The 23,989-nt window shown below is 42.7% G+C and carries 18 protein-coding genes; 10 read left to right on the top strand and 8 right to left on the bottom strand.

Annotated features, from left to right (window positions below):
- Nucleotide 1 precedes the first annotated feature (1 nt).
- The 4 genes from JK628_RS14495 to JK628_RS14480 are packed head-to-tail and all read right to left on the bottom strand — an operon-like array spanning nucleotide 2 to nucleotide 3,407.
- Nucleotides 2-1,000, bottom strand: a complete 999-nt coding sequence (locus JK628_RS14495) for a vWA domain-containing protein (RefSeq protein ID WP_202285332.1) — start codon at nucleotides 998-1,000, stop codon at nucleotides 2-4.
- Nucleotides 1,000-1,521 carry a DUF4381 domain-containing protein gene (locus JK628_RS14490; RefSeq protein WP_202285331.1) on the bottom strand — a complete coding sequence of 174 codons (522 nt, stop codon included), beginning with the start codon at nucleotides 1,519-1,521 and terminating at the stop codon, nucleotides 1,000-1,002. The genes JK628_RS14495 and JK628_RS14490 overlap by 1 nt, the downstream gene beginning before the upstream one ends.
- Nucleotides 1,522-2,451, bottom strand: coding sequence for a DUF58 domain-containing protein (locus JK628_RS14485; RefSeq protein WP_202285330.1), 930 nt, complete (start codon nucleotides 2,449-2,451; stop codon nucleotides 1,522-1,524).
- Nucleotides 2,451-3,407, bottom strand: coding sequence for an AAA family ATPase (locus JK628_RS14480; protein WP_202285329.1), 957 nt, complete (start codon nucleotides 3,405-3,407; stop codon nucleotides 2,451-2,453). Before JK628_RS14480 ends, JK628_RS14485 begins: the two co-directional genes overlap by 1 nt.
- 237 nt (nucleotides 3,408-3,644) lie before the next feature.
- On the opposite strand from JK628_RS14480, the gene fadI reads away from it, so the two are divergent.
- Together fadI and fadJ are read left to right on the top strand one after the other, a co-directional pair.
- Complete coding sequence (gene fadI / locus JK628_RS14475) at nucleotides 3,645-4,955, top strand: acetyl-CoA C-acyltransferase FadI (RefSeq protein WP_202285328.1); 1,311 nt, start codon at nucleotides 3,645-3,647, stop codon at nucleotides 4,953-4,955.
- Nucleotides 4,956-4,960: 5 nt separating this feature from the next.
- Entirely contained in the window at nucleotides 4,961-7,081 is a 2,121-nt protein-coding gene (gene fadJ, locus JK628_RS14470; protein ID WP_202285327.1) for a fatty acid oxidation complex subunit alpha FadJ, read from the top strand.
- A 749-nt stretch (nucleotides 7,082-7,830) separates the two neighbouring features.
- On the opposite strand, the gene JK628_RS14465 is transcribed toward fadJ, so the two are convergent.
- From JK628_RS14465 to JK628_RS14455, 3 genes are all read right to left on the bottom strand, one after another.
- The gene (locus JK628_RS14465) at nucleotides 7,831-8,712 is read right to left on the bottom strand and encodes a hypothetical protein (RefSeq protein ID WP_202285326.1); all 882 of its coding nucleotides are present in this window, start codon (nucleotides 8,710-8,712) and stop codon (nucleotides 7,831-7,833) included.
- Nucleotides 8,713-8,810: 98 nt separating this feature from the next.
- The gene (locus tag JK628_RS14460) at nucleotides 8,811-13,088 is read right to left on the bottom strand and encodes an EAL domain-containing protein (protein ID WP_202289834.1); all 4,278 of its coding nucleotides are present in this window, start codon (nucleotides 13,086-13,088) and stop codon (nucleotides 8,811-8,813) included.
- Nucleotides 13,089-13,333: 245 nt separating this feature from the next.
- A complete protein-coding gene (locus tag JK628_RS14455) occupies nucleotides 13,334-16,123 on the bottom strand; it encodes an insulinase family protein (protein ID WP_202285325.1) in 2,790 nt (929 codons plus the stop codon).
- A 384-nt stretch (nucleotides 16,124-16,507) separates the two neighbouring features.
- Between JK628_RS14455 and sixA the strand changes: the two genes are divergently transcribed.
- Nucleotides 16,508-16,978, top strand: a complete 471-nt coding sequence (gene sixA, locus JK628_RS14450; RefSeq protein ID WP_202285324.1) for a phosphohistidine phosphatase SixA — start codon at nucleotides 16,508-16,510, stop codon at nucleotides 16,976-16,978.
- Between the two features lie 95 nt (nucleotides 16,979-17,073).
- On the opposite strand, the gene smrB is transcribed toward sixA, so the two are convergent.
- Nucleotides 17,074-17,604 (bottom strand): endonuclease SmrB, encoded by a 531-nt coding sequence (gene smrB / locus JK628_RS14445; RefSeq protein WP_202285323.1) that lies wholly within the window; start codon nucleotides 17,602-17,604, stop codon nucleotides 17,074-17,076.
- Nucleotides 17,605-17,683: 79 nt separating this feature from the next.
- On the opposite strand from smrB, the gene prmB reads away from it, so the two are divergent.
- From prmB to JK628_RS14410, 7 genes are all read left to right on the top strand, one after another.
- Complete coding sequence (gene prmB, locus JK628_RS14440; protein ID WP_202285322.1) at nucleotides 17,684-18,628, top strand: 50S ribosomal protein L3 N(5)-glutamine methyltransferase; 945 nt, start codon at nucleotides 17,684-17,686, stop codon at nucleotides 18,626-18,628.
- 111 nt (nucleotides 18,629-18,739) lie between these two features.
- Nucleotides 18,740-19,834, top strand: coding sequence for a chorismate synthase (gene aroC, locus JK628_RS14435; RefSeq protein ID WP_202285321.1), 1,095 nt, complete (start codon nucleotides 18,740-18,742; stop codon nucleotides 19,832-19,834).
- On the top strand, nucleotides 19,834-21,015 hold the full coding sequence (locus JK628_RS14430) for an MFS transporter (protein WP_202285320.1): 1,182 nt from the start codon (nucleotides 19,834-19,836) through the stop codon (nucleotides 21,013-21,015). The genes aroC and JK628_RS14430 overlap by 1 nt, the downstream gene beginning before the upstream one ends.
- A 48-nt stretch (nucleotides 21,016-21,063) precedes the next feature.
- Nucleotides 21,064-22,188: an ATP-NAD kinase family protein gene (locus JK628_RS14425; protein ID WP_202285319.1), complete on the top strand. Its 1,125-nt coding sequence runs from the start codon at nucleotides 21,064-21,066 to the stop codon at nucleotides 22,186-22,188.
- A gap of 84 nt (nucleotides 22,189-22,272) precedes the next feature.
- Nucleotides 22,273-22,542, top strand: coding sequence for a YfcL family protein (locus JK628_RS14420; protein WP_202285318.1), 270 nt, complete (start codon nucleotides 22,273-22,275; stop codon nucleotides 22,540-22,542).
- A 39-nt stretch (nucleotides 22,543-22,581) separates the two neighbouring features.
- The gene (locus tag JK628_RS14415) at nucleotides 22,582-23,109 is read left to right on the top strand and encodes an RNA methyltransferase (RefSeq protein WP_202285317.1); all 528 of its coding nucleotides are present in this window, start codon (nucleotides 22,582-22,584) and stop codon (nucleotides 23,107-23,109) included.
- A gap of 166 nt (nucleotides 23,110-23,275) precedes the next feature.
- On the top strand, nucleotides 23,276-23,974 hold the full coding sequence (locus JK628_RS14410; protein ID WP_202285316.1) for a DUF3313 family protein: 699 nt from the start codon (nucleotides 23,276-23,278) through the stop codon (nucleotides 23,972-23,974).
- Nucleotides 23,975-23,989 lie beyond the last annotated feature (15 nt).

The following is a 23,989-nucleotide window of genomic DNA, read 5'->3' as shown; positions in this document are numbered from 1 at the left end:
ATTAACGACCTCCTAATGGCTGTTTGGTTTTAGCACGGAAAATGGATAACTGGCCAATGCTTTTAAATATCGAAAGCAACAATGCTAAGCCCAGTGGCCAGTAAAATAGCTCTGACTGTGGACGATAACTTAACTGCTCTCGGCTTATGGGTTCTAAGTTATCAATCTCTTGATATATACGTTCTAGCTCTTCGGTATTTCGAGCGCGAAAATAGCTGCCGCCGGTTTTGGTAGCTATCTGTTTAAGCTGGTTCTCATCTAAATCCATCGATGGATTAACACGCTCTCTTCCAAAGAGAGTACGCCGCTCCATCACTTCAGCGCCCACACCAATGGTATAGATGGTGACGCCTCTTTTAGCGGCAATATCGGTGGCTAATTCTGGCGATATCGCGCCAGCATTATTGGAACCATCTGTAAGGAGAATTAATACTCTATTACTTTCCTCTACCTGATCGAATCGCTTAACCCCGAGTGCGATAGCTTCACCAATGGCAGTTTGTCTACCCACTAAGCCTATTTCTGCTTCGTTAAGGTATTGCGCTACAGTTCGCCTATCTTGGGTGAGAGGGGATTGCAGGTAAGCATGGTCAGCAAATAAGATAAGCCCGATACGATCACCTTTGCGGCGTTCAATAAATTGGCTGATAACATGTTGGATCAGGGTAAATCTATCGCTGACCTTGCCATCGATGACCATATCCTCTATCTGCATACTGCCAGACAAGTCAACTGACAACATTAAGTCGCGGCCTTTACTGGGGAGCTCGATCGGGTCACCCACCCATAACGGCCTTGCAACGGCGATGACCAACAACACCCACAGGATCCAATAACCTTTTTTTGTATCAGTATTGATCTTAGTGGGAAGGTTCTGAGCCTTTATATCACTACCGGGCAGATAAAGATGACCGCCCAGTGTGACCTGTTGCTGTTTTTTCTTAAAAAGTAGTGGCAGTGGCAATAGCAATAATAGCCATGGTAGTGCTAGCGATAACATTATTTAGCCCCCATATTGACGCTGGACACGGCGTTAAGTCTTTTCTGATCGAGGGGGAGGGCTGTTTTTAGCCAGTGCTTAGCACTTTGCTTTAATGAGACTGCTTGAGCATCGGTTAGTGGAGTTGGCCGATAAGCCATATTCAATAGCTTACATAGCTCAACGGGTGGTCGGTCGACTTGCGCAGTAAGCCAAACATGCCATTGAGTGCTGGATAAGCCTGCAATCGATGAACGGTCGCAGTAGCTCATTGCGGCTCGCTTTAATATAGCACTGACGTTGGCGATATATTGCACTGCATTGAGGTCTAGATTTGCAAGTTCCTCTAATGCAGCCCTTTTAGCGGCGCTTCGCTGGCGGCGTTTTTTAAGATAAATAAATCCAGCAACCAAAGACGCTGCAGCGACAAATAGCACTATCCAGTAGCCATAAGCCAACGGCCAAAGCCCTATTTCAACAGGGGTTTGTATATCTTGTAGTGAGGCTAAGGCTGGGTTAGCGGGCGAATTTTGCAAAGCCATCTATCTCAATGCTCCCAATTGTTGATTAAGACGTTGCCCTGCGTCAATTACACGGGTTTCAACATTTATATTTTGCATCATGTTGGTAAATTGCGATTTAATGGTTTGTTGATTTTTGAGCCATTGCTCGTAACTGTGCCTATCGATGATGCGCTCTTTGTTACCGTCTTTAACTGGCAGTTGAAAGTGTCTCGGTAAACTCAGATTACCTTCGCGCAGCGGATCGGTAATAAGAAAAGCCCCCATATCACAATGACGTTTTAAGTCAGATAGCATGGCTAAACAAGCAGGGGTAAAATGGCTGCCATCTGAGACGATCCAGATAAGCGAACCAGGTTTAGCGAGACGTCTCAGTCGCTGACAGGCCTTTAACATGTGTTCGGGGTCAGATTCTTGTACTGACAGCGCATCTAACTGGCGTTGATGTAGCTGCTTAATCGCTGACACAAGTTGCAAAATACCTTGTTGTCGGCTTCTTGGTTTAAGCTCTATATGTTCCTGCTCTGTCGCAATAACAGCGCCTAGTCTGTCACCGTGTAAAATGGCATTCCAGCCGAGCGTGGTGGCAACATGCGCGGCTTGTACTGATTGAAGTAGCAGGCTAGAACCGAAGTACAGACTATGGCTCAAGTCGAGCAATATCAAGATAGGGCGCTCGCGCTCTTCCACAAACAGCTTGGTATGTGCTTTGCCAGTTCTAGCTGTTACGCGCCAGTCGATAGTCCTTACGTCATCACCGCTTTGATAATGACGAACTTCGGCAAACTCCATGCCCCGACCTTTAATTGCGCTCGACCTATGACCGGCTAAATTTGCTCTCGCCTTAGAGCGTTTTTCAGGCAAGGCACGCGCAATGCGCTGGCAAGCAAGTAGCTCTTTCTCATTGATGTTGATGCCATCAGCAAAAAGAGGCAGCTCTGAATTGACCATTAAGGAACCGCAACTTGAGACAGAATATGGTTGATCACATCATCTGCAGACACGCCGTCGGCTTGTGCTTGGTAGCTAAGAAGCAATCTATGGCGCAATACATTAGGTGCTACAGCTTGAATATCTTCTGGCGAGACAAAATCACGTTCGTACAGATAAGCACGTGCTCTGGCACAACGCTCTATTGAAATGGTTGCACGTGGGCTAACACCATATTCAAGCCAACTGGCTAACTCTGGGCTATAAGCGGCAGGGTGGCGTGTTGCCATTACGATGTCGACGATATATTTTTCAAGTGGTTCAGCAAGATAAATCTGTAAAGCCTGCTCTCGTGCTGCAAAAATATCACCCTGAATGATTGGTGTAACGGTTGGGATCTCTTTTTTCAATGCTTCGTTACGAGAAAGGCGCAAGATTTCAAACTCAGTTTCAGCACTCGGATAATCAAGATTTAAGTGCATTAAAAAGCGATCTAATTGCGCTTCAGGTAGAGGATAAGTCCCTTCGTTTTCAAGTGGGTTTTGCGTTGCCATTACCAAAAAAAGTTCAGGCAGAGGGTAGCTGTTCTTGCCGACTGTGACCTGGCTTTCGGCCATAGCTTCAAGTAAAGCTGACTGTACTTTTGCTGGAGCGCGGTTTATTTCATCAGCAAGGATCAAATTATGAAATATTGGCCCCGCTTCAAACTCAAAGGTCGCCGTTTGGGCACGATAGATATCTGTACCGGTAAGATCGGCTGGTAGCAAATCTGGAGTAAATTGAATTCGATGAAAGTCTCCCTCGACACCATCACACAATGCTTTTACTGCGCGGGTCTTGGCAAGACCTGGTGGACCCTCGACTAAAAGGTGTCCATCAGCGATGAGCGCTATTAGTAAATTTTCAGTTAGTGTCGGTTGTCCGAGAATAACGGTATTTAAGTATTCGCGTAGTGCGTGAAATCGACTCAAAGGCATGATGGTACTCAATTTATTATGTATAGATACTATGGACAATCTCTATGGTAAATAATTCCATTGGGGTTTGGCTAGTGTTAAAAAACAAACAAGTGTTTAAAATTTTTCATTTAAAAGTTAGAATCAGATCACACTTTAATGGTCAGACCTGTTTTGTCTGGTATTAGATAGGTTTCTCAAGGATATAAAAAAGCGAGCAACTTCAACGGTTAGCGACGCAGAATAAGAGGGTGGAAAATGAGTAAAAGACAGCAAGTCACTAACGCTAGAGGCGAAAGGATCGCGATTGTATCGGGATTACGCACGCCATTTGCCAAACAAGCCACCGCATTTCACGGCGTATCGGCGTTAGAAATGGGCAAAATGGTTGTTAATGAACTGATTTCACGTTCAGAACTAGACCCTAAGCTAATTGAACAACTGGTATATGGTCAGGTTGTGCTAATGCCTGCAGCGCCAAACATTGCACGCGAAATCGTTTTAGGCACTGGCATGGATGTGAGTACCGATGCCTATAGTGTAACTCGCGCCTGTGCCACCAGTTTTCAGTCTACGGTCAACGTTGCCGAGTCAATCATGACTGGCAATATGGAGATTGGTATTGCTGGTGGGGCTGACTCCTCTTCTGTTGTGCCTATTGGTGTGTCTAAAAAGCTCGCTCATGCCCTCGTTGATCTTAATAAAGCGCGTACCTTTAGTCAGAAGTTGTCTATTTTTCGCCGTTTAGGTTTGAAAGATTTGCTTCCAGTCCCGCCCGCAGTTGCTGAGTTTTCGACTGGATTGTCAATGGGACAAACGGCTGAGCAGATGGCCAAAACCTATAACATTAGCCGAGCAGATCAAGATGCTTTGGCGCATCGCTCTCATACATTAGCGACTGAAACATGGAACGCTGGCAAATTGGCTCAGGAGGTTATGACTGCACATGTGCCTCCTTATAAGGGCTTTATTGAGCGTGATAACAATATCCGTGAGAACTCTACGATTGAGTCTTACGCAAAATTACGTCCAGCATTTGACCGTAAACACGGCTCTGTGACCGCCGCAACCAGCACGCCATTAACAGATGGTGCATCGGCAGTATTGCTAATGAGCGAAGGCAGGGCCAAAGCATTGGGTTACACACCTATTGGTTACATTAAGAGTTATGCATTTTCTGCCATTGATGTGTGGGAAGACATGTTAATGGGTCCTTCTTACGCGACGCCAATGGCGCTGCAGCGTGCTGGAATGGAGCTAGAAGATCTTACTCTTATTGAGATGCATGAAGCATTTGCCGCACAAACATTGGCCAATATGCAGATGTTTGGTTCGAAGAAATTCGCTGCAGAAAAGCTAGGCCGTAACCGCGCCATTGGTGAAATAGATATGAGTAAATTTAATGTGTTGGGTGGTTCATTAGCATATGGACATCCATTTGCAGCAACAGGAACACGACTTATTACCCAGGTTTGTCATGAACTTAAACGTCGTGGCGGCGGAACTGGTCTCGCAACAGCATGTGCTGCGGGTGGTTTAGGTGCGGCAATGATAGTTGAAGTGGAGTAACTGAAATGGAAAAGACATTTAATTTAGCTCGCCGAGAAGACGGTATCGCCATTCTGACAATGGATGTACCAGGCGAAACCATGAATACATTGCGTAGCGAATTTGGTCCTGAGATCAGCGACATGCTTGCTGAGATTAAAGCTGATACTAGTATTAAAGGTTTAGTACTGGCCTCCGGCAAGAAAGACTCATTTGTGGCGGGTGCTGATATATCAATGTTGGCTGCTTGTGAAACAGCAATCGATGCAAAGATACTCTCTCAACAAGGGCATGTGGTCTTTAACGAATTAGAAAACCTCAAGATTCCGGTTGTTGCTGCCATAAATGGTGCTTGTTTGGGTGGTGGTTTAGAGCTGGCATTGGCATGTCATCTGCGAGTATGTAGCCTTAATGGCAAAACCATGATGGGTGTGCCTGAAGTACAGCTTGGCCTGCTGCCTGGCGGCGGTGGCACTCAGCGTTTACCTCGTTTAGTGGGGATCACTACAGCGCTAGATATGATGCTCACGGGGAAGCAAATTCGACCTAAGCAGGCTTTGAAGATGGGCTTGGTTGATGATGTTGTTCCTGAGTCGATTTTAATGCGCACCGCGATTGAGATGGCATTAGCAGGCAAGCGCTCTAGGGCAAAGAAAAAGCAGTCATTGATTAATAAAATGCTCGAAGGCACTAGCGCTGGTCGTAACATTATTTTTGATCAAGCGGGTAAGCAAGTTGCCAAGAAGACTCAAGGTAATTATCCAGCCCCGGCGAAGATAATTGATTGTGTACGTCAAGGTATGACTAAGGGCTTAATTAAAGGGTTAGAAGTAGAAGCAAGCCATTTTTCTGACTTAGTGATGTCGAAGGAGTCTGCAGCGCTGAGGAGTATTTTCTTTGCGACAACGGAAATGAAAAAAGAGACTGGTGCCGGTGATGTTAAACCACGTAAAGTTAAAAAGGCGATGGTACTTGGTGGTGGTTTGATGGGGGGAGGTATTGCGTCAGTTACTACGACAAAAGCAAAGATCCCTGCTCGGGTAAAAGACATCAGTGAGACAGGATTAAGCAATGCACTGTCTTATGCTTATAAGTTACTCGACAAAGGGGTTAAACGTCGACATATGACGCCGGCTGTCCGTGATAACTTAATGGCATTGATGACTACAACGACGGAATATAAAGGCATTAAAGATGCAGATATCGTTGTAGAAGCTGTTTTTGAAGACCTATCTCTTAAACATCAGATGGTCAAAGATGTTGAGCGTGAATGTGGTGAGAATACCATCTTTGCTTCAAACACTTCGTCTTTACCCATTGCCCAAATTGCGGAAGCTGCAAGCCGACCAGAAAATGTTATCGGCCTTCACTATTTTTCTCCAGTTGAGAAAATGCCATTAGTAGAAGTGATTGCTCACAAGAAAACGTCAGCTGAGACTATTGCAACAACCGTCGCGTTTGCACGTAAACAGGGTAAAACACCAATCGTGGTTCAAGATGGGGCTGGTTTTTACGTCAACCGTATATTGGCGCTGTACATGAATGAAGCTGCGCAGCTGTTATTAGAAGGGCAGAGCGTAGAGCATTTAGATAAAGCGTTGGTTAAGTTTGGTTTTCCCGTTGGACCAATGACCTTACTAGATGAAGTTGGTATAGATGTTGGTGCGAAGATCTCCCCTATTTTGGAAGCTGAACTTGGCGAACGTTTCAAGGCGCCAGCTGCGTTTGATAAGTTGTTAGCTGATGATAGAAAAGGACGTAAAAATGGTAAAGGCTTCTACCAATACGGTTCTAAAAAGAAAGCTAAAGAGGTCGATAGCAGCGTTTACACTGTGCTCGGTTTAACACCAGGGCAAAATAGTGATGCTAGTGAAGTTGCACAGCGATGCGTTGTGCAGATGCTTAACGAAGCTGTCCGATGTTTAGACGAAGGGATTATTGCTTCAGCTCGTGATGGCGATATCGGCGCTATATTCGGTATCGGATTCCCTCCGTTCTTAGGTGGTCCTTTCCATTATATTGACAGCCTAGGCCCTGCTAAATTAGTTGAGATTTTATCGGCCTATCAGTCTAGGTTTGGTGACCGATTTGAACCTGCTGAAAGACTGAAGCAAATGGCTAGTGAACAGAGTTACTTTTTTAAGTAAATCATCTAAAAGCGTCAAAAAATTAACAATCCGGCTACATCTGGCCGGTTTTTTTTGCTTTCACGGCAAAAACCGACAAAAAAATGACTAAAAAACACTCTAATGATTGTGGTATTGGTTATATAATATCGTTTAGGTATGGATCTTCAGGTATGGACGCTGACTTATTTGATGTGAGGTGTAGGTAAGTGGTATTCACAATCGTTTTGTTTTTAGTGTTATCTGGGGTTTTACTAGGGCAGAGCGCATTTAAAGCGGGTTTACCTGTTAAACGCTGGGCGCTGGCGGGGATTTTGTTTGGTCCCGCAGCTTACCCTTTGTTTAATTCACATAAGCAATTAGCTTACAAAAAAGCCATGGGAAAACAATCTTGTTGGTTAGAGCTTTAAGGCTTAGGCTTTTATAGATACTAAAAAAGGAGCATAGGCTCCTTTTTCTTTGTGTAACTTTTGACTTTAGTTTCTAAAGTCAGCCCCACCAACCTTTGGCTGCAACGATCTCTAACTGTTGTAAGCCTTCAGGAAGCTGTACTTTCCTGCGTAATGGCTTTCTTAGCCCTAACATCAGCATCAAAGAATTAAGCATTGTCGTTCTCCTTAGGCATTAAGTGGGTGTGTATTAATTCCACCAACCTTTGGCTGGAATGACCTCAAGATGATTTAACCCTTCAGGAAGCTGAACTTTCTTACGTGCTGGTTTAGCGAGACCGAGTACTTGCATAATTAAATCAAACATAATTTATTTCCTCTCTATGCCGCAGCGTGGTTAAGTAGCTTGATGTTTGGGATACCAGCGGTTTGCACTGGCTTTAGCTTGATGTTTGGGATACCAGCGGTTTGCACTGGCTTTAGCTTGATGTTTGGGATACCAGCGGTTTGCACTGGCTTTAGCTTGATGTTTGGGATACCTGCGGTTTGCACTGGCTTTAGCTTGATATTTGGGATACCAGCGGTTTGCACTGGCTTTAGCTTGATATTTGGGATACCAGCGGTTTGTAGTGGCTTTAGCTTGATGTTGGGGATACCAGCGGTTTGCAAGGGCTTTAGCTTGATGTTAGGGATACCAGCGGTTTGCAATGGCTTTAGCTTGATGTTTGGGATACCAGCGGTTTGCACTGGCTTTAGCTTGATGTTTGGAATACCAGCGGTTTGCACTGGCTTTAGCTTGATGTTTGGGATACCAGCGGTTTGCACTGGCTTTAGCTTGATGTTTGGGATACCAGCGGTTTGCACTGGCTTTAGCTTGATGTTTGGGATACCAGCGGTTTGTACTGGCTTTAGCTTGATGTTTGGGATACCAGCGGTTTGTAGTGGCTTTAGCTTGATGTTTGGGATACCAGCGGTTTGCACTGGCTTTAGCTTGATGTTTGGGATACCAGCGGTTTGCACTGGCTTTAGCTTGATATTTGGGATACCAGCGGTTTGCACTGGCTTTAGCTTGATATTTGGGATACCAGCGGTTTGCAAGGGCTTTAACTTGATGTTTGGAATACCGGCCAAACTGATAACTTGTTCTGCGGTATTAGAGATATAAACATTCAAGTAAGGTTGGTCCGAATTCTCAGATGCCATCGCTGGTATTGAACATGCAATTGCTGCTGTAGTAACTAATCCTTTAATTATCTTTTTCATCTTGAACCTTCTCATTGAGTATTAAATATAAAGTTATATTTTTGACTATTGAGAAGGTATCTGCAGATGTTGTGCCAATGTGTTAAGCGTGGTGTTTTTTAGCTATTTTTAATTGAAACTGCCTTTAATGGTTTTGAGTTTGTATCGTTGTGTAGCAATGTTGTGAATTCTGATTCTGTTACTGCTTTACTATATATGTATCCTTGGATCTCTTCACACTTTAAGGCTCGAAGAATACTCAATTGAGATGCATCCTCAACTCCTTCTCCAACCACTGAAAGCCCCATGTTATGGGCAATAGTGATGATAGAATCGACCATCTTTAAATCGCGATCAGACTTATCGATATCATCAACAAATGCTTTATCGATTTTAAGCGTATGAATCGGAAAACGTTTTAAATATGATAATGATGAGTAGCCAGTACCAAAATCATCTAAGGCTAAACTAACACCCATCTTAGATAATTGCTGCATGACTTTAATGGCTTTTTCGGGTTCTCTGATAACAGTACCTTCTGTTATTTCAAGTTCCAAATTAGCCGCGGGTAGCTGAGTGAGACGTAAAATTGACTCGATTCGCTGTTGCAGGTCGGGTAGCGCGAACTGTTTTGAGGATAAATTAACAGCTACGCGCCCGTCAAACAGCCCTAATGAGCGCCATTTCTGCGCAGCAAAACAGGCTTTCTTCAATACAATATCACCAATTTCAACGATAAGACCATTCTCTTCAGCTAAAGGAATAAAGTTGTTAGGTGGTATTAGCCCATGCTCAGGATGGTTCAGTCGAACTAGCGCTTCCATCCCTGCCATCTGGCCAGACTTTAAGTCGACCTTCGGTTGATAGTAAACCTCAAATAGATCATCTTTTATGCCTTCGCGGATCAAATTTTCAACTTCCAGCTGTCTAATAGCATTTTTGTTCAATGATTCTGAGTAAAACTGGTAACGATTGCCACCACCAGATTTTGCGTGGTACATCGCAATATCAGCTTTTCGAAGTAATGCCTGTTCATTTTGATCATCTTCAGGATACAACACGATGCCAATACTAACGCCAACCACGACTTTCTCAGCGGATAATTGAAATGCTGTTTCAAATGCATGTATGACATTTTTAGCTATGACAGCGCTGACGCTGATCTCTGGATTTTTATCAATTAAGATAGCAAACTCATCGCCGCCTAAACGGTAGATACTAGTATGGTTTGGCACTGCGGCTTTGATCCGCTCTGACACTAATATCAGTAGTTCATCACCGACTTGATGGCCTAAAGAGTCATTAATCTTTTTAAAATTGTCTAGATCTAAAACCATCAAAGTGTGGTGAGAATCTCTTTTCACGAGGTTACCTAGCGTGACCATTAGGTTTGAACGGTTTGGCAAATTAGTTAGCAAGTCGTTATTGGTCAGCTTTCTGAGCTCTTCCTCTTGCTGTTTTCGGCGGCTGACATCTGAGAAAACACCGACGTAATGAGATAACTCTCCTTGATCGTCATAGATTGCATCAACGGTCAACTCCATCAAGAAACTGGTGCCATTTCCTCTAGCTGATTCAACTTCGTTACTCCAACGGCCTTGCTGTTTCAAGATAGAGCGGATCTGCTCCGAGTAACTATCGGGGTATAGGTCAAAATTGAAAAGAGTACCAATAAAGTCTTGCTTGCTCAGCATAGAAAGATCACAGCAAGCTTCGTTGACTTCGACGAAGCTAAATTCGCTATCTAGAATAAACATTCCTTCAGAGATATTCTGGATTGCGCGTTCAAATAAACGCAGTTGTTCCTCGGCTTGCTTAAAGTGACTAATGTTTTTAATGGTGCCAGTCATACGCAGCGCATTATCATTCTCATCACGCTCAACTATCTTAGCTCGATCTAAGATCCACACCCAGTCATTAGATTTGCCTTTTACTCGATATGCAGCTTCAAAGTGATCGGTTTCACCATAGAAGTGTTTGTTTAACGCATCACGAACGCGAATTTGGTCCATCGGGTGGATATTACTCTCTTCCCCCTCTTGGCCTGAGCGCTGACCATCTCTTGGAAACTCAAGTGAGCCCCAAATATTAGAGCGATAAATTTGCCCCGTCTCGATATCCCAATCCCACATTTCATCGCCACTACCCCAAAGTGACAATTTTAGACGCTCTTCGCTTTTGGCTATCTGCCTTTGAATTTCACGTCGCTTTAGGGATACTTTAATTATGGCGATCGATATTAGCAGAGTAAAAACAAAATAGATGATCTTCGCTGGTAGTGATAACCACCATGGAGGGGTAATCTCAATACTTAATATTTTCTCCTCACCATGTTCACCTGAAATAGGATCAATAGCAAAAACTGAAAACTCATAATCACCTGGTGATAGGTTTGTATAGGTGGCAGAATTTATACCTTTAGAGTTAATTAGTGCATCAGATAACCCTCGCATTTGGTAGATGTAATTAATATCTAGCAGAGGACTTTTAGGACTGTGAAATGTAAATGTGAATGGGTAATCGGAATACTTAATTTTTATTTTACTAGTTTTATTAAGTTTGTTGTTTAGTATCTTCCCTTTGGGAGTTTCAGGTATGTTGAAAATTGAAAGCTCATTTAACGCTACGCTGGGGGGGGTATGGCTTTTTAAGTAATCGATTACTTTATCTATTGAAATAAAGCTGATCCCTGTAATACCACCTATATAAAGCTTATCATTTTTTTTCAGTATGGATTGTGCGTTGTACTCTCCTTGAATACCTAAGGTTTGGTTTAAAATAAAATGTTTTCTGTCTTTCTTGTTGATTACAACTATTTCATTCACAGATGATGCCAATACATAATCTTGATTTTGTGCGATTGAAAATATAGGTTTGTTATTATTATATAGTTCCTCTACTTGGTTGTTTAACCTATTTAATATCTGTATGCTGTTACCTGTTCCGAATAAAATGTCACCATCATAAATATCAATACTTATTACTAATTGCTTTGTATATAATGGTGTTGCAATATTATTAGTTAATCGGAACAATCCACCTTGGCTGGCAATTAGCAATGAACCATTGTGTTCCTTTATATCAAAGATTGGATTTCCCTTGTCAACAGCATATTCTTGGACATAGCCACTGTCGATGTCGTATTGAACGACTGTGCCTGAAGTTGAGCCAGCAAAAATACTTTTGTCATCTAACTTAGCTTTGACAATAAAAAATGAACCTTCGAAAATATTCTCTATCTTACCACTGTCAGTATTTAGAGATGTTAATCCCATACTGCTGGAAATATAGATAAAGTTGTCAATCATTACTGCAGACTTAGGACCTTCTATATGAGAATTATATTCTTTGATTATATTTAGGTTTTGGTCAAATACTTGTATTATAGAAGCGTCAGCAGTTACAACAAGTTCTGAAAAATCACCTGGAGAGATAGACCAAACATTTCCACCGACTATCTCTTTTGTTTGAGCTAAATTGGCATTGTCATCAATGATGAGGAAACCATTATTTTGGTTTAGTATAAATGTTTTTGTACGACCTCTTATTATTCTGGGATGGTCCAAGCTCTTTTCTGGTATTTTTAACTTACCTTTGGATATAGGTGTTTTTATTGTGTCAATATTGTAAATTGAGTTTTTATCTAAAGCTAAGTTGTAATTTGCATCTGTAGTTACACTTGTATAAGAGGCTGGGTCTATTTTTGTTAATGTGGTATCTTTATAACTATATACACCTTCATTTTTGAAAATTAGTAATTCATTGTTAATTATGTTCATCGAGTTAACGTTGCCAGTAATCCTTACTATTCCTTCAGCTATAGAATATAGTTCTCCGGAATAATTTCGAATGAACATTTTCTCTTTAAATAAAGTGATGTTTTTAACAACCCCAAAATTACCAGAGTATTTGTTTTTTAGCGATAATTTACTGTTATTTAACTCTCTTATAATATAGATGGAGTTTTCTGTGCCAATGAAAATATTATCACCATATTCATATATAGCCCATATAGCCTCATCAATATCAAACCCTAAATTTTTTGAAGAAGTAATTTTGTCTTGCATAGGATCATAAATGGACAAACCTTTATCAGTTCCAATGAACATTGAGCCTGACTTGCTGATGTACAGGCTGCGGATAAAGGCACTCGCTAATTCGTTCCTCTTTGAGGGAAAGTAATGACGAAACTCTTTTCCGTCATATCGATTGAGGCCATTGACCGTTCCTACCCAGACGTAGCCTTCTGCATCCTCTACAATTGATGAAACGTTGCTTTGGGATAGTCCTTCTGGAACACCTAAGGTGGTTGAGTTTAACGTGAATGCAAAACAGGGCTGCATAGACGAGAAGATCAGCAATAAAGAGAGTGTAAGTTTTAGTAGTGTCTTAGGCATATTTATAATTTTATTTTTAACCAATGTCTTAAGGCAGCAGTATGTAATGTTCACCTTTTCAGAAAGTGAAGTCATTGTCAAAAACCTTCGTGTCTTTTGTAGTTAGTTATCATCGTCGGCATCCTTTTCTGTACGATATATGTTCGTTGAACAAATGACTTCCCTAAACTGTTCAAACTTAATGCTTATCTGTTTTGATACAGTCGTTATCAACGCATCATCCCTTATATCTCAATGATAGATGATTAGTAATCAAATTGTTCAGCTTTGAGTTTGAAAGCACGTAGATCTAAGATCATGTTATCGGATTTTAGCGGTGCTTGATCCTGATGGGATTCACCAGTGCTAAACAGGACAAGTCGGTCACAGTGCTTAGTCCGCATCTTCATCATTATGAATTTTATTAAATCTGAGCGAGTTAAGGTTTTTACTTGCTCTACAACGTTTTCCCTTTGGTCAAAGGCGTAGTCTTTGTTGCCAATACTTGACCAGTAACGTTGACTGCGGGTTTTAAGGTTAGAATCGTGCTCCATAACTTGATTCATAAGGCCTGCTTTAGTTGATTCCCATTGTTCATTGGTGATTTGTAGTATCGCGTAGGTAAAATCAGCAATGAACTCGTCTATTGCTTCTAATAGAGTTTGTGGTCCAGAGTTGGGTGATTGAATATAAAAGATAATACCTGGGTATCGGTTCAGTGGTAGATAACCTGTACCGACCATATAACCCAGTTGTTTCTGTGTTCTAAGCTCGTGAAAGAACGTGGATGACATGGTGTGGTTCAATAGGCTAAACAAGGCCATATTCTCTGGAGAGGCAATATCAGATTGGTAGTAAACTATAATGCCACTGTCTTGATGAGAGGCTGAAACCTCTCTTAATAATGTGCCTTTGTTGGAGAGATCGATAAGCTCTCTCGAAGATTCAGAGCTTGGCGAAGTGACTAAGGATAAGATTCTATTAAGCCTGTGCCCTAGGGAACAGGCTTCACTCTCTAGCCAATCACCATAAACTAGACCTTCTAAATGTATTTTCTCATAGAAACTTTTAACATGTGCATGTAAGTCTTCTAAGGTTATCTCTTCAAGCAGCTCAGCCATCCTAGCTGGCTCAAAACTGCGCTTTTGCAGTGTCACGGTCAAACTAGTAAACAACTGAGATATAGGTTTAGCTTGGGTATGATTATACCAACTACGCAATATCTGCTTCTTTATCAATTCAAAGCGGTTCTGAGTAAAGTTGCGCTCGCGTGCTTTATCTATCACAAGTGAGAGTAGTGCTTCTTGTTTACCTGTAAAACCAGTTAAATGTAAGGTGATGCCACCTTGGTGAGGATATATGTTGTAACTCAGCCCTGCGACTTCTGCTTGATAGGTATATTCGGTAAGGTAATCAAGCAGCATTTCAACGTAAAGCCGAGTTAATGCAGCATGTTTTGGCGATGCGGCAGCTTGAGCTGAATCCAAAGAGAGATAGAGGTGCCCTTTAGGTACGTTAAATTCATCATCTTTTCTATGCCAAATTCGATAGCCTGGCTCCTGCGATACCACTTGCGGTACTGGAGCATTACTTTTATCTGATCTTGCGACACAATGGTCGATAATAAATGGGTTAGCAGAGGGTAAGGTAAGCTCGCAGCGCACTTTCGGAGTTAACCAGCGACTAATATCTTCCGCTGAAATTTCACGGATCTGATAAGGTGAGTGATACCAAGCCGCCTGTTTATCGGTATCTAATTCTGGAGCAATAAGCTGCAAGCGCATATTCGTCGGAGTCATCATTGCTAATAACTGCTGAGTCTCGATAACATCAAGCCCATCCATGCGGTAATCACCAAAAACCACATCTTCAATGTCGTAATGATGCATGTTAATACTCAAATGACTCGCTAAATCCAGTGCCTTAACTTGTTCTTGGTATTGAAAAGCAACTTTGAGTAAAGCGGCTCTTTCATTGTATCGCCAGTCACTTAAACCCGCCTCCTTGATTAGAGCTATATACTCAAAAGCACAATCAATAACGTCTTTAAGATTATTCAAACCTCGGTCTGTTAGTTGAATGCTAATGTTGTAATCTTTGAAATTGTAGCCATTGACGCCGCCACCAGCAGATAAATTGTTAGCCAACCCTCGCTCTTTTAAATAGGACAACAAGCTACCTTTACCCTCATAGCCGAGGAGATGACTAATGAAGGTTAAAGGCTTACGCTTATAAAAGCGTTCCAGCGTTGGTAAAGCAAAGGTGATGGCAACGCGTCGTTGCTCCTTAAGAGGAACGATGTTGATTTTTGCTTGTAACTGTTCAGGTAGGTAAATCGGTGTGTCTGGATACTGACTGGGTGGCTGATGGTGGCTAATAGCTCCGAAGTACGTCTGTGCAAGCTGGGCTAGAACGTTCAAAGAAGACGGCGCTACAATACATAGCGTCATTATGCTTGCACTGTATTTCTCTTTATAGAAGGCGACTAACTCCTCCCTTAACATATGTTGTTCGCCCGCTAAGGTTTCTAAATTACCCACGGAAAACTTGGAAAAGGGATGGGCGGGGTTAACCGTTTCTTTTTGAACTTGATAGACGCGTCGAATATCATCTTTTAACTTCATGCTAAATTCTGATTCGATAGCGTGACGCTCCCGATCGACCAGCGCTACATCAAATAACGGTGCGATGAAAAATTGGCTGAAACGGTCGAGAGAAGCTTCAAGTTGTGCTGCATTGATACTGTAAAAAAAGTTGGTGTGCTCAGTGCCAGTCCAGGCGTTATTAGTTCCACCATGCTGGTTGATAAAAGCAGAGTATTCTCCTGAATCGGGAAATTTTTCAGTACCAAGAAAAAGCATATGCTCAAGAAAATGCGCCATACCAGGACGAGCAACTGGATCGTCAAAGTGACCAACAGCCACCGCCATAGATGCCGCAGCCTCTGTTGATTGCAGATCTTCAACCAAAAGTACTTTTAACCCATTTTCTAAGGTGATATTACGGTACTTACGATGGTCATTTGGACTGGTGATAATGTGTCTGTTTTTTGGCACTAGTATGGCTCCAATTGATCAACAGCATCTAACCTAGACACTTAACTTTAGTAATCACTTGCCGATAAAGCCACTCCATTTACATCTCTTAGTTGAGTGGATAAGCTAGCGGTAAAAATGATTCTAGGTAGCTGTAATAACTTAACTTGCCATCATTTCTACTTATCTTCAAACACAAGATCTCCAAACGGAGAAATAATCTATCGTTTGGCTAATTTTGTCTCAATTTAGGTGCTTGGTTAACATTTTTCTTTTAACATGCGTTAACTGAAAACTCCAACGAGTTGTATTGGACTAATTAATAACTAAATAACGGTATGTTGCTATCAAGATTCAGACTACAATTAATGAATAAGAATAAAGAATTGGGAGTAGCAAAGTAGTATGCAGCTATTTTTAATGCGCCACGGTGAAGCAGGCTTTAACGCCCACTCAGATCGCGAACGCACATTAACTGATAATGGTCGCCAACACACACTGCTAATGAGTAATTGGCTAGGGCAGAGCATTACCGAGTTTGATTTGGTACTCGTTAGTCCGTATCTACGCGCCCAGCAAAGTTGGCAAGAAGTACACAAGCATTTTCCTGAACCTGGTCATTGGTTAACATTAGATGAGCTTGTACCGACAGGCGATCCCGCTAAAGTCGCTGATGCTGTCGTTGCTTATGCTGAACATTTTGAAGCTAAAAATGTACTCGTTTTAGCGCATATGCCCTTGTTAGGCTATTTAGTCAGCGAACTGGTACCTGGAGTTGAGCCACCGTTGTTCGCTACCTCGGGTGTCACACTCATCAATAAGCAAGCGACTGAATCATGCATAGAATGGCAATATGCTCCACATATGATTAGTTAGCCTCTATATCGAGTAAGATTAATGATTAAGTGAGCCTCAACGGACTCACTTTTTTGTTTTTACAATCATTGATGAAATCAATAACACCTCAATACCTATCGGCGATAAGGTTGGTCGCCGATGTCAATGAGTACCAATAATGCCGCGTCACCGCCCCATTCTTTAGTGGCTTGATGAAAGGCTTTTATGTGAGGGTGCTGCGCTAACCACATTGGTATATTCTGCTTTAAAATTCCTGTTCCATGCCCATGCATAATGCAGCAGCAATGGCTTTGTTGCTTAATACAGGCTTGGATTAATGCTGCAAGCTCAAGTTTTGCCTCTGATTGACGCAATCCATGTAGATCTAATAAAAGATCTGGTACGTAGTCACCGCGGCGTAAACGCTTTACATCGTAGCTATCAACGTCATCTCTTGCCCATTTCATTGGCCCATTTTCGGGCAGAAGCGGTTGATAGGTATCAGAGAAGAAACTATCAGCATGTAGCTGTTGCTCTTTTTCCTCAATCACTTTGCGGTCTTTAGCCGTTGATTTAAAGTGGCGTTTGTTTTGCTCAAAAGGTTTCATTCCCTTCGTTAGCTCCGCAAATAGCGCCAAATCATCTTTATCGGTTCTTTTATTCATAAGGGTATTTTATTGAATCCGATGCCATATGAATAGAGTTAAGTTACAATGAGTCGGAATTAAAACGTTGGAGTGAATTTTGGATAAGATTTTTGTAGATGAAGCCGTTACTGAATTACGAACTATCGGTGATATGTTGCGCTGGGGTGTCAGTCGTTTTAATGATGCAAATATATATTACGGACACGGTACCGATAATGCGTGGGACGAAGCAATTGCTTTGGTCTTTCATGCGTTGCATCTACCAGAAGAGCTGGGCCAACAGGTTATTCACTCTAATCTGACCATTAGCGAAAAACACAAAATTGTTGAGCTGATTATCCGCCGTGTAAGAGAGCGCCTACCTGTTCCATATCTAACTAACAAAGCCATGTTTGCTGGTCTTGAGTTTTATGTTGATGAGCGGGTATTGGTTCCTCGCTCGCCAATCGCAGAGTTAATCGCTAACCGCTTTAGTCCATGGTTATATAACAAGCAAGTCAATCGCGTAATGGACTTGTGCACCGGCAGTGGTTGTATTGCCATCGCCTGTGCTTATGAATTTGAAAACGCTGAAGTTGATGCATTGGACATCAGTGTTGATGCATTAGAAGTGGCACAGGTAAATATTGAGACACTTGGCGTGATGGACAGAGTCTTTCCGATGGAATCGGATCTATTTGCTGCCATCCCTAAAGGGGCGCACTACGATTTAATCGTATCAAACCCGCCTTATGTTGATGCCGAAGATATTGGTGATATGCCAGATGAATTTCATCATGAACCTGAAATCGGGCTGGCGTCCGGTCGCGACGGTTTAGATCTCACCAAGCGTATTCTTGCCAATGCGGCAGATTATCTAACTGAAGACGGCTTACTGGTTGTTGAAGTGGGTAATTCCATGGTGCATTTAATCGAGCAGTTCCCTGATGTGCCATTTACATGGGCAAGCTTTGAGAACGGCGGTGATGGTGTTTTCATTCTGACGCGAGATCAACTTGTTGAGAATGAATCACTATTCGTTATCTACAAAGATAGTGAATAATAGCAACTCGCCACGGCTCTGTTTGTGTTGTGGCAATTTAATATATGTACCTACTTTAGTTATCACAAGTAGGTACTCGTTTAATTTGCGTAATTGAGGTGTAGAAAGCGGATGTCGGGAAACAGTATTGGGCAAAATTTTGTAGTCACTACCTTTGGTGAGAGTCATGGAGTCGCATTAGGTTGTATTATTGATGGTTGTCCTCCAGGGATTGATTTAAATGAAGCGGATATGCAGCATGATCTTGACCGCCGTCGCCCTGGAACTTCTCGATATACTACTGCTCGCCGCGAGCCTGATGAAGTGCGGATCTTATCTGGTGTGTTCGAAGGTCAAACCACGGGAACGTCAATCGGTCTTTTAATTGAAAATACCGACCAGCGCAGTAAAGATTACTCGAATATTAAAGATCTATTCCGTCCTGGGCATGCCGACTATACCTATCAGCAAAAATATGGCGTAAGAGATTATCGCGGTGGCGGACGCTCGTCAGCTCGTGAAACCGCAATGAGAGTCGCGGCCGGTGCAGTGGCAAAGAAATACCTAAAGCAGGTTCATGGTGTTGAGATAAATGCTTATTTGTCGCAGCTTGGCCCTATCAAGGCTGAAACGGTTGATTTCGCTGAAATTGAGAAGAATGCATTCTTCTTTCCTGATGCGTCAAAGTTAGATGCTTTAGATGAATATATGCGTGACCTTATAAAAAGTGGTGATTCAATCGGCGCTAAAGTCACAGTGGTTGCTACTGGCGTGCCTGTCGGATTAGGAGAGCCTGTCTTTGATCGACTAGACGCTGAAGTTGCCCACGCACTAATGGGAATAAATGCTGTTAAAGGTGTTGAGATCGGTGATGGTTTTGAAGTGGTTAATCAAAAAGGCTCAGAGCATCGCGATTTAATGTCGCCAGAAGGCTTTGCCTCTAACCATGCCGGTGGCATTTTAGGCGGGATATCTTCAGGTCAGCCTATCGTTGCCCATATCGCAATGAAGCCAACATCTAGCATTAGTGTGCCTGGCGAAAGTATGACAGCGCAGGGAGACACTGCAGAAGTTATCACTAAAGGTCGGCATGACCCTTGTGTTGGTATTCGTGCTGTACCTATTGCAGAAGCAATGTTAGCGATAGTATTGATGGATCATTTACTTCGTCACCGCGCACAAAATATGGATGTGAATAGCAGTACACCAGTCATCGGAATGCGTTAATGTTTCAACCTAAAAACACAGAGCAGCAATTACGCTGGCTCTGTGCTTGTTATTTCTTTTTCTTCTCTATTCTCGGCGTCATGGTGCCTTATTTAGGCGTTTTTTTCGATAGCCGCGGTTTTAATGCTCAAGAGATTGGCTTTTTATTAGCCATCCTCATGGGGACTCGAATTATCGCTCCTAATTTGTGGGCGATAGTGGCAGATAAAACCGGAATGCGTGCAGAGTTAATCAAGATCGGCGCAGGCGCTGCAGCCATTTCTTACCTCAGCTTTTTCTATGATGGTAGCTTGACGTACCTTGCTGTCAGCCTTGCTGTATATACCTTTTTTTGGAATGCTATTTTAGCCCAGCTAGAAGTGATTACACTTGAAACACTGGGCGACAATGTGACTCGTTATGGCACTATACGCAGTTGGGGCAGTGTGGGTTATATCGTACTGGTGGTCGGCGGTGGTTTTGCCATTGATCATTGGGGACCGCAGATCCTCCCTTACATAGGGATGGGATTGTTTATCGGCATGTTAGCCAGCGCACTGCCACTGCCTGCTAACCGAGCTAAAGTGCAGCGTGATGTTAAGCGTCCACCGTTAGCGTTTAATAAGGCCGTTATTTGGTTTCTTATTTCAGCGATGTTATTGCAAATGAGCGCTGGACCATTCTATGGCTTCTTTGTCTTATACCTAAAACAAGCAGGGTACACCGAAGCGGTAGCGGGGATTTTCGTTGCATTGGGTGTGGTTGCAGAGATCATCATGTTTATGTATGCGCCGCGTCTACTTGGACGCTTTGGGGTAAAGTTTTTACTCTTTATCAGCATTGCGTTAACAGCCGTGCGTTGGTTATTGCTTGCATTTGGGGTCGACAGTTTATTGTGGCTCAGTTTAAGTCAAATATTGCATGCTTTCACTTTCGGTTTAACCCACGCCGCTTCAATTCAGTTTGTACACAAGCACTTTGATATTAGCCGTCGTAGCCAGGGACAAGCGCTCTATGCCAGCTTAAGTTTTGGTGTTGGCGGAGCATTGGGGACTTGGTTATGTGGGATGATCTGGGGTGACGGTTCAGGCGCTGTCACAACTTGGGTTTTTGCCGCCTTCTGCGCTGTGTTGTCAATGATCGCGGTGTTATTTATTCCGTCATCAAAGCGTGAGCCGACACCAATCGTCACCGCAGCTTAAGTAGGCTAATGAATATAGTACTAACCACTTTAAAATGGAGCAAATAAAGTGAGCAGATTTCGTCTTGGTTTAATTATTAATCCTCTTGCGGGAATAGGGGGTTGCGTTGCTTTAAAAGGTAGCGATGGTGTTGCTGAATTAGCACTGGCCAAAGGCGCTGTGCCTAAATCACATCTGCGTATGCAACAAGCGTTACAAGTTATATTGCCTTATAAAGATCGGATTGAGGTGATTACCGCCTCGGGTGATATGGGCGAATCGTTAGCACGAGAAATGGGCTTTAATGTACGCGTTGTTTACCATGCGCCAGGCGAAACCGTAGCGCAAGATACGCAACAAGTGGTTGCAGAGCTGTTGAATGAAGCGCTCGATCTGCTGTTATTTGCCGGTGGTGATGGCACCGCAAGGGACATCTTCGCCATTGCTGATGATAATATCCCTGTATTAGGTGTGCCAGCGGGTGTAAAAATTCATTCTGGTGTTTATGGCATAACACCACATGCATCAGGGCTTGTGGTTAAGATGTTGCTAGAGGGTGAGTTGGTTAGCCTAATGACCGCTGATGTGATGGATATTGATGAAGCCGCCTTTAGAAGTGGCATTGTCAAAGCCAAGCGGTTTGGTGAAATGCTGGTGCCTGCAGAACCACGCTATATACAAGCGGTTAAAATGGGTGGCAAAGAGACTGACGAACTGGTGCTCGCTGATATTGCAGCAGAAGCTATTGAGCTGATGGAAGATGCGCTGATTGTGATAGGTTCTGGCAGTACAGTAGCTGCAGTGATGGAAGACCTTGGACTCGATAATACCTTGTTAGGTGTTGATCTGGTTCAAAATCAGCAATTAGTCGCCAGTGATTTGTCCGCTGCTGAATTACTGAAATTAACCGAAAACCAATCCGTTAAACTATTTATCACGCTAATTGGCGGCCAAGGGCACGTTTTAGGACGAGGTAATCAACAGTTATCTCCAGAGCTAGTAAGGCGAGTAGGCAAGCAAAATATTGTTATTTTAGCGACAAAAACAAAGTTGAAAGCACTTGAAGGTCGTCCCTTAATTGTGGATAGTGGCGACCCTGAATTAGATAAAGAACTAACTGGCTATTATAAGGTGGTGACGGGTTATCACGATTATGTGATGTACCAGGTCGCGAATCCTGATCTAGTTGAGTAATCACGACTGCAATCACTGAGTCGGTAGACCGTTATTAATTGTATGTTGGAATGATTCCAATAGTTTGAGTATGTGGAGCCCTCAATGATAGAGAAGTATGAGCAAACACTTCAAGACTGGATTGAAAGTATTGTTGCTGAAGGTGATGATGACGCCTTATTTGCAAGTGGATACCTGCAAGGCCATTTTGCCGTTGTTTTATCAAAGTTAGAAGTTGAACATGAACAAGGTGTTGAAGCATTAGAATCTAAAATGGTTGAATGTCTGGCGCTTGCTAGAGAAGAGCTTGATGACAATGATTATGCATTGGTCAACGATGCTTGGTTACAGCTAAGCAGTAAATTGACTGCTTAAGTTTGAAGTTATATACCACGTTATTGATTGAGTGAGTTTATGAGTAGCAAACGATATAGCGCGATAGGATTGGTTAACCCAAAAAGTCCTACCAATGTCGGTGGCATAATGCGCGCAGCGGGATGCTATGCAGCCGATGCCGTGTTTTATACAGGTAGACGCTACCCATTGGCGGCTAGCAGTGGTACTGCACAATATAATACCGATACCAAAGCCGCCAGCGAAAAGATACCGCTAGCAGGCGTAGAGTCTTTAATTGATGCGATAGCACCGGATGTCAGTATTGTGTGTGTGGATCTAGTGGAAGGCGCAATTCCACTGCCAGATTTTCAGCATCCACAAAAAGCACTGTACATTTTTGGCCCCGAAGACGGCACAATTAGCCAGCAAGTTATCAATCGAGCTGATGCTGTTGTTTATGTGCCCACGGTGGGCTGCATGAACCTAGCGGCATCTGTTAATGTGCTGCTTTATGATCGTTTGGCTAAATCTGATTTATCTATTGCTGGCGATGACCTTATTCGGAACAGTAGAGATAACAATAACCGAGTTAAAGTAAAACGTTAGCCAAAATAGTATTTTTAATCCAATCAAGCCACTGCTAAGTCAGTGGCTTTTTTATGTACTAAGCTTTCAACACTGAGCTGCTCGGGTTTGTATTAAGCACAGCATTGACCTATGCACAAAAACTACGCATATTAAACAAGACTAATTTTACTAAAGGACTGATAAAATGGCGCTATTGATTAGGCGTTTTTCGATTTTTTTTATTTTGATTCTCTCGATTGGGTGTGCGACACAAGCACCTACATTGCAAACAGGACCTGAAGCAAGGGTGACTAAGGAGGGGTTAGTCAAAATTGATAACTCGGTGTTAGATCTATCATATGCCAGACCAAATGTAGACTGGTCGAAATATCGAAAGTTGTATTTTGAAGCGGCAACAGTGACCAACGATCATCCAGCAGATTATAAACCACCACGTATTGATCGAAGAGCTGATGGCTATAATGCCACCTATGAGCTTCCGGATGAAGCACTCAAAAGAATGTCGACCGAATTTGCTACCATAGTCGCAAGTGTATTCAATGAAGAACAACCATTTGAGCTAGTCGATAAAGCAGGACCTGATACCTTAGTTATTGAAGTTGCTATAACCGATATTCGTCTGAGTGCCCCCGTCAGTTCATCAAGACGAAACTATAATTCAATGGGGAGAACCTATACCCAGAATTCAGGCTCTATGATGTTACTTGCAATGATCAAAGATGGTCAGAGCGGAGAGGTGTTAGCAAAAGCTGTTGATCGCGGAGAAAGCTTTGATCAGTGGCGACAAAATGTCGACGTCTTTAATTGGGGTGACGTTAAAACTGTTTACCGTCGTTGGATAAATGACTTTAAAAATGCTTTGATGGCTGCAGGAGCTAAATAGTCTTGTGATATTTGC

Origin of the sequence: Shewanella sp. KX20019 (assembly GCF_016757755.1) — a bacterium.
Classification (GTDB): Bacteria; Pseudomonadota; Gammaproteobacteria; order Enterobacterales; family Shewanellaceae; genus Shewanella.
Note: the sequence above shows the minus strand (reverse complement) of the source record. Positions and strands in the feature narration are given on the sequence as shown.

What these genes read in the sequence shown, in the direction of transcription:
- JK628_RS14495 (WP_202285332.1), bottom strand. Translation starts at nt 1,000, where the DNA reads ATGTTATCGCTAGCACTACCATGGCTATTATTGCTATTGCCACTGCCA.
- JK628_RS14490 (WP_202285331.1), bottom strand. Translation starts at nt 1,521, where the DNA reads ATGGCTTTGCAAAATTCGCCCGCTAACCCAGCCTTAGCCTCACTACAA.
- JK628_RS14485 (WP_202285330.1), bottom strand. Translation starts at nt 2,451, where the DNA reads ATGGTCAATTCAGAGCTGCCTCTTTTTGCTGATGGCATCAACATCAAT.
- JK628_RS14480 (WP_202285329.1), bottom strand. Translation starts at nt 3,407, where the DNA reads ATGCCTTTGAGTCGATTTCACGCACTACGCGAATACTTAAATACCGTT.
- fadI (WP_202285328.1), top strand. Translation starts at nt 3,645, where the DNA reads ATGAGTAAAAGACAGCAAGTCACTAACGCTAGAGGCGAAAGGATCGCG.
- fadJ (WP_202285327.1), top strand. Translation starts at nt 4,961, where the DNA reads ATGGAAAAGACATTTAATTTAGCTCGCCGAGAAGACGGTATCGCCATT.
- JK628_RS14465 (WP_202285326.1), bottom strand. Translation starts at nt 8,712, where the DNA reads ATGAAAAAGATAATTAAAGGATTAGTTACTACAGCAGCAATTGCATGT.
- JK628_RS14460 (WP_202289834.1), bottom strand. Translation starts at nt 13,088, where the DNA reads ATGCCTAAGACACTACTAAAACTTACACTCTCTTTATTGCTGATCTTC.
- sixA (WP_202285324.1), top strand. Translation starts at nt 16,508, where the DNA reads ATGCAGCTATTTTTAATGCGCCACGGTGAAGCAGGCTTTAACGCCCAC.
- smrB (WP_202285323.1), bottom strand. Translation starts at nt 17,604, where the DNA reads ATGAATAAAAGAACCGATAAAGATGATTTGGCGCTATTTGCGGAGCTA.
- aroC (WP_202285321.1), top strand. Translation starts at nt 18,740, where the DNA reads ATGTCGGGAAACAGTATTGGGCAAAATTTTGTAGTCACTACCTTTGGT.
- JK628_RS14430 (WP_202285320.1), top strand. Translation starts at nt 19,834, where the DNA reads ATGTTTCAACCTAAAAACACAGAGCAGCAATTACGCTGGCTCTGTGCT.
- JK628_RS14420 (WP_202285318.1), top strand. Translation starts at nt 22,273, where the DNA reads ATGATAGAGAAGTATGAGCAAACACTTCAAGACTGGATTGAAAGTATT.
- JK628_RS14415 (WP_202285317.1), top strand. Translation starts at nt 22,582, where the DNA reads ATGAGTAGCAAACGATATAGCGCGATAGGATTGGTTAACCCAAAAAGT.
- JK628_RS14410 (WP_202285316.1), top strand. Translation starts at nt 23,276, where the DNA reads ATGGCGCTATTGATTAGGCGTTTTTCGATTTTTTTTATTTTGATTCTC.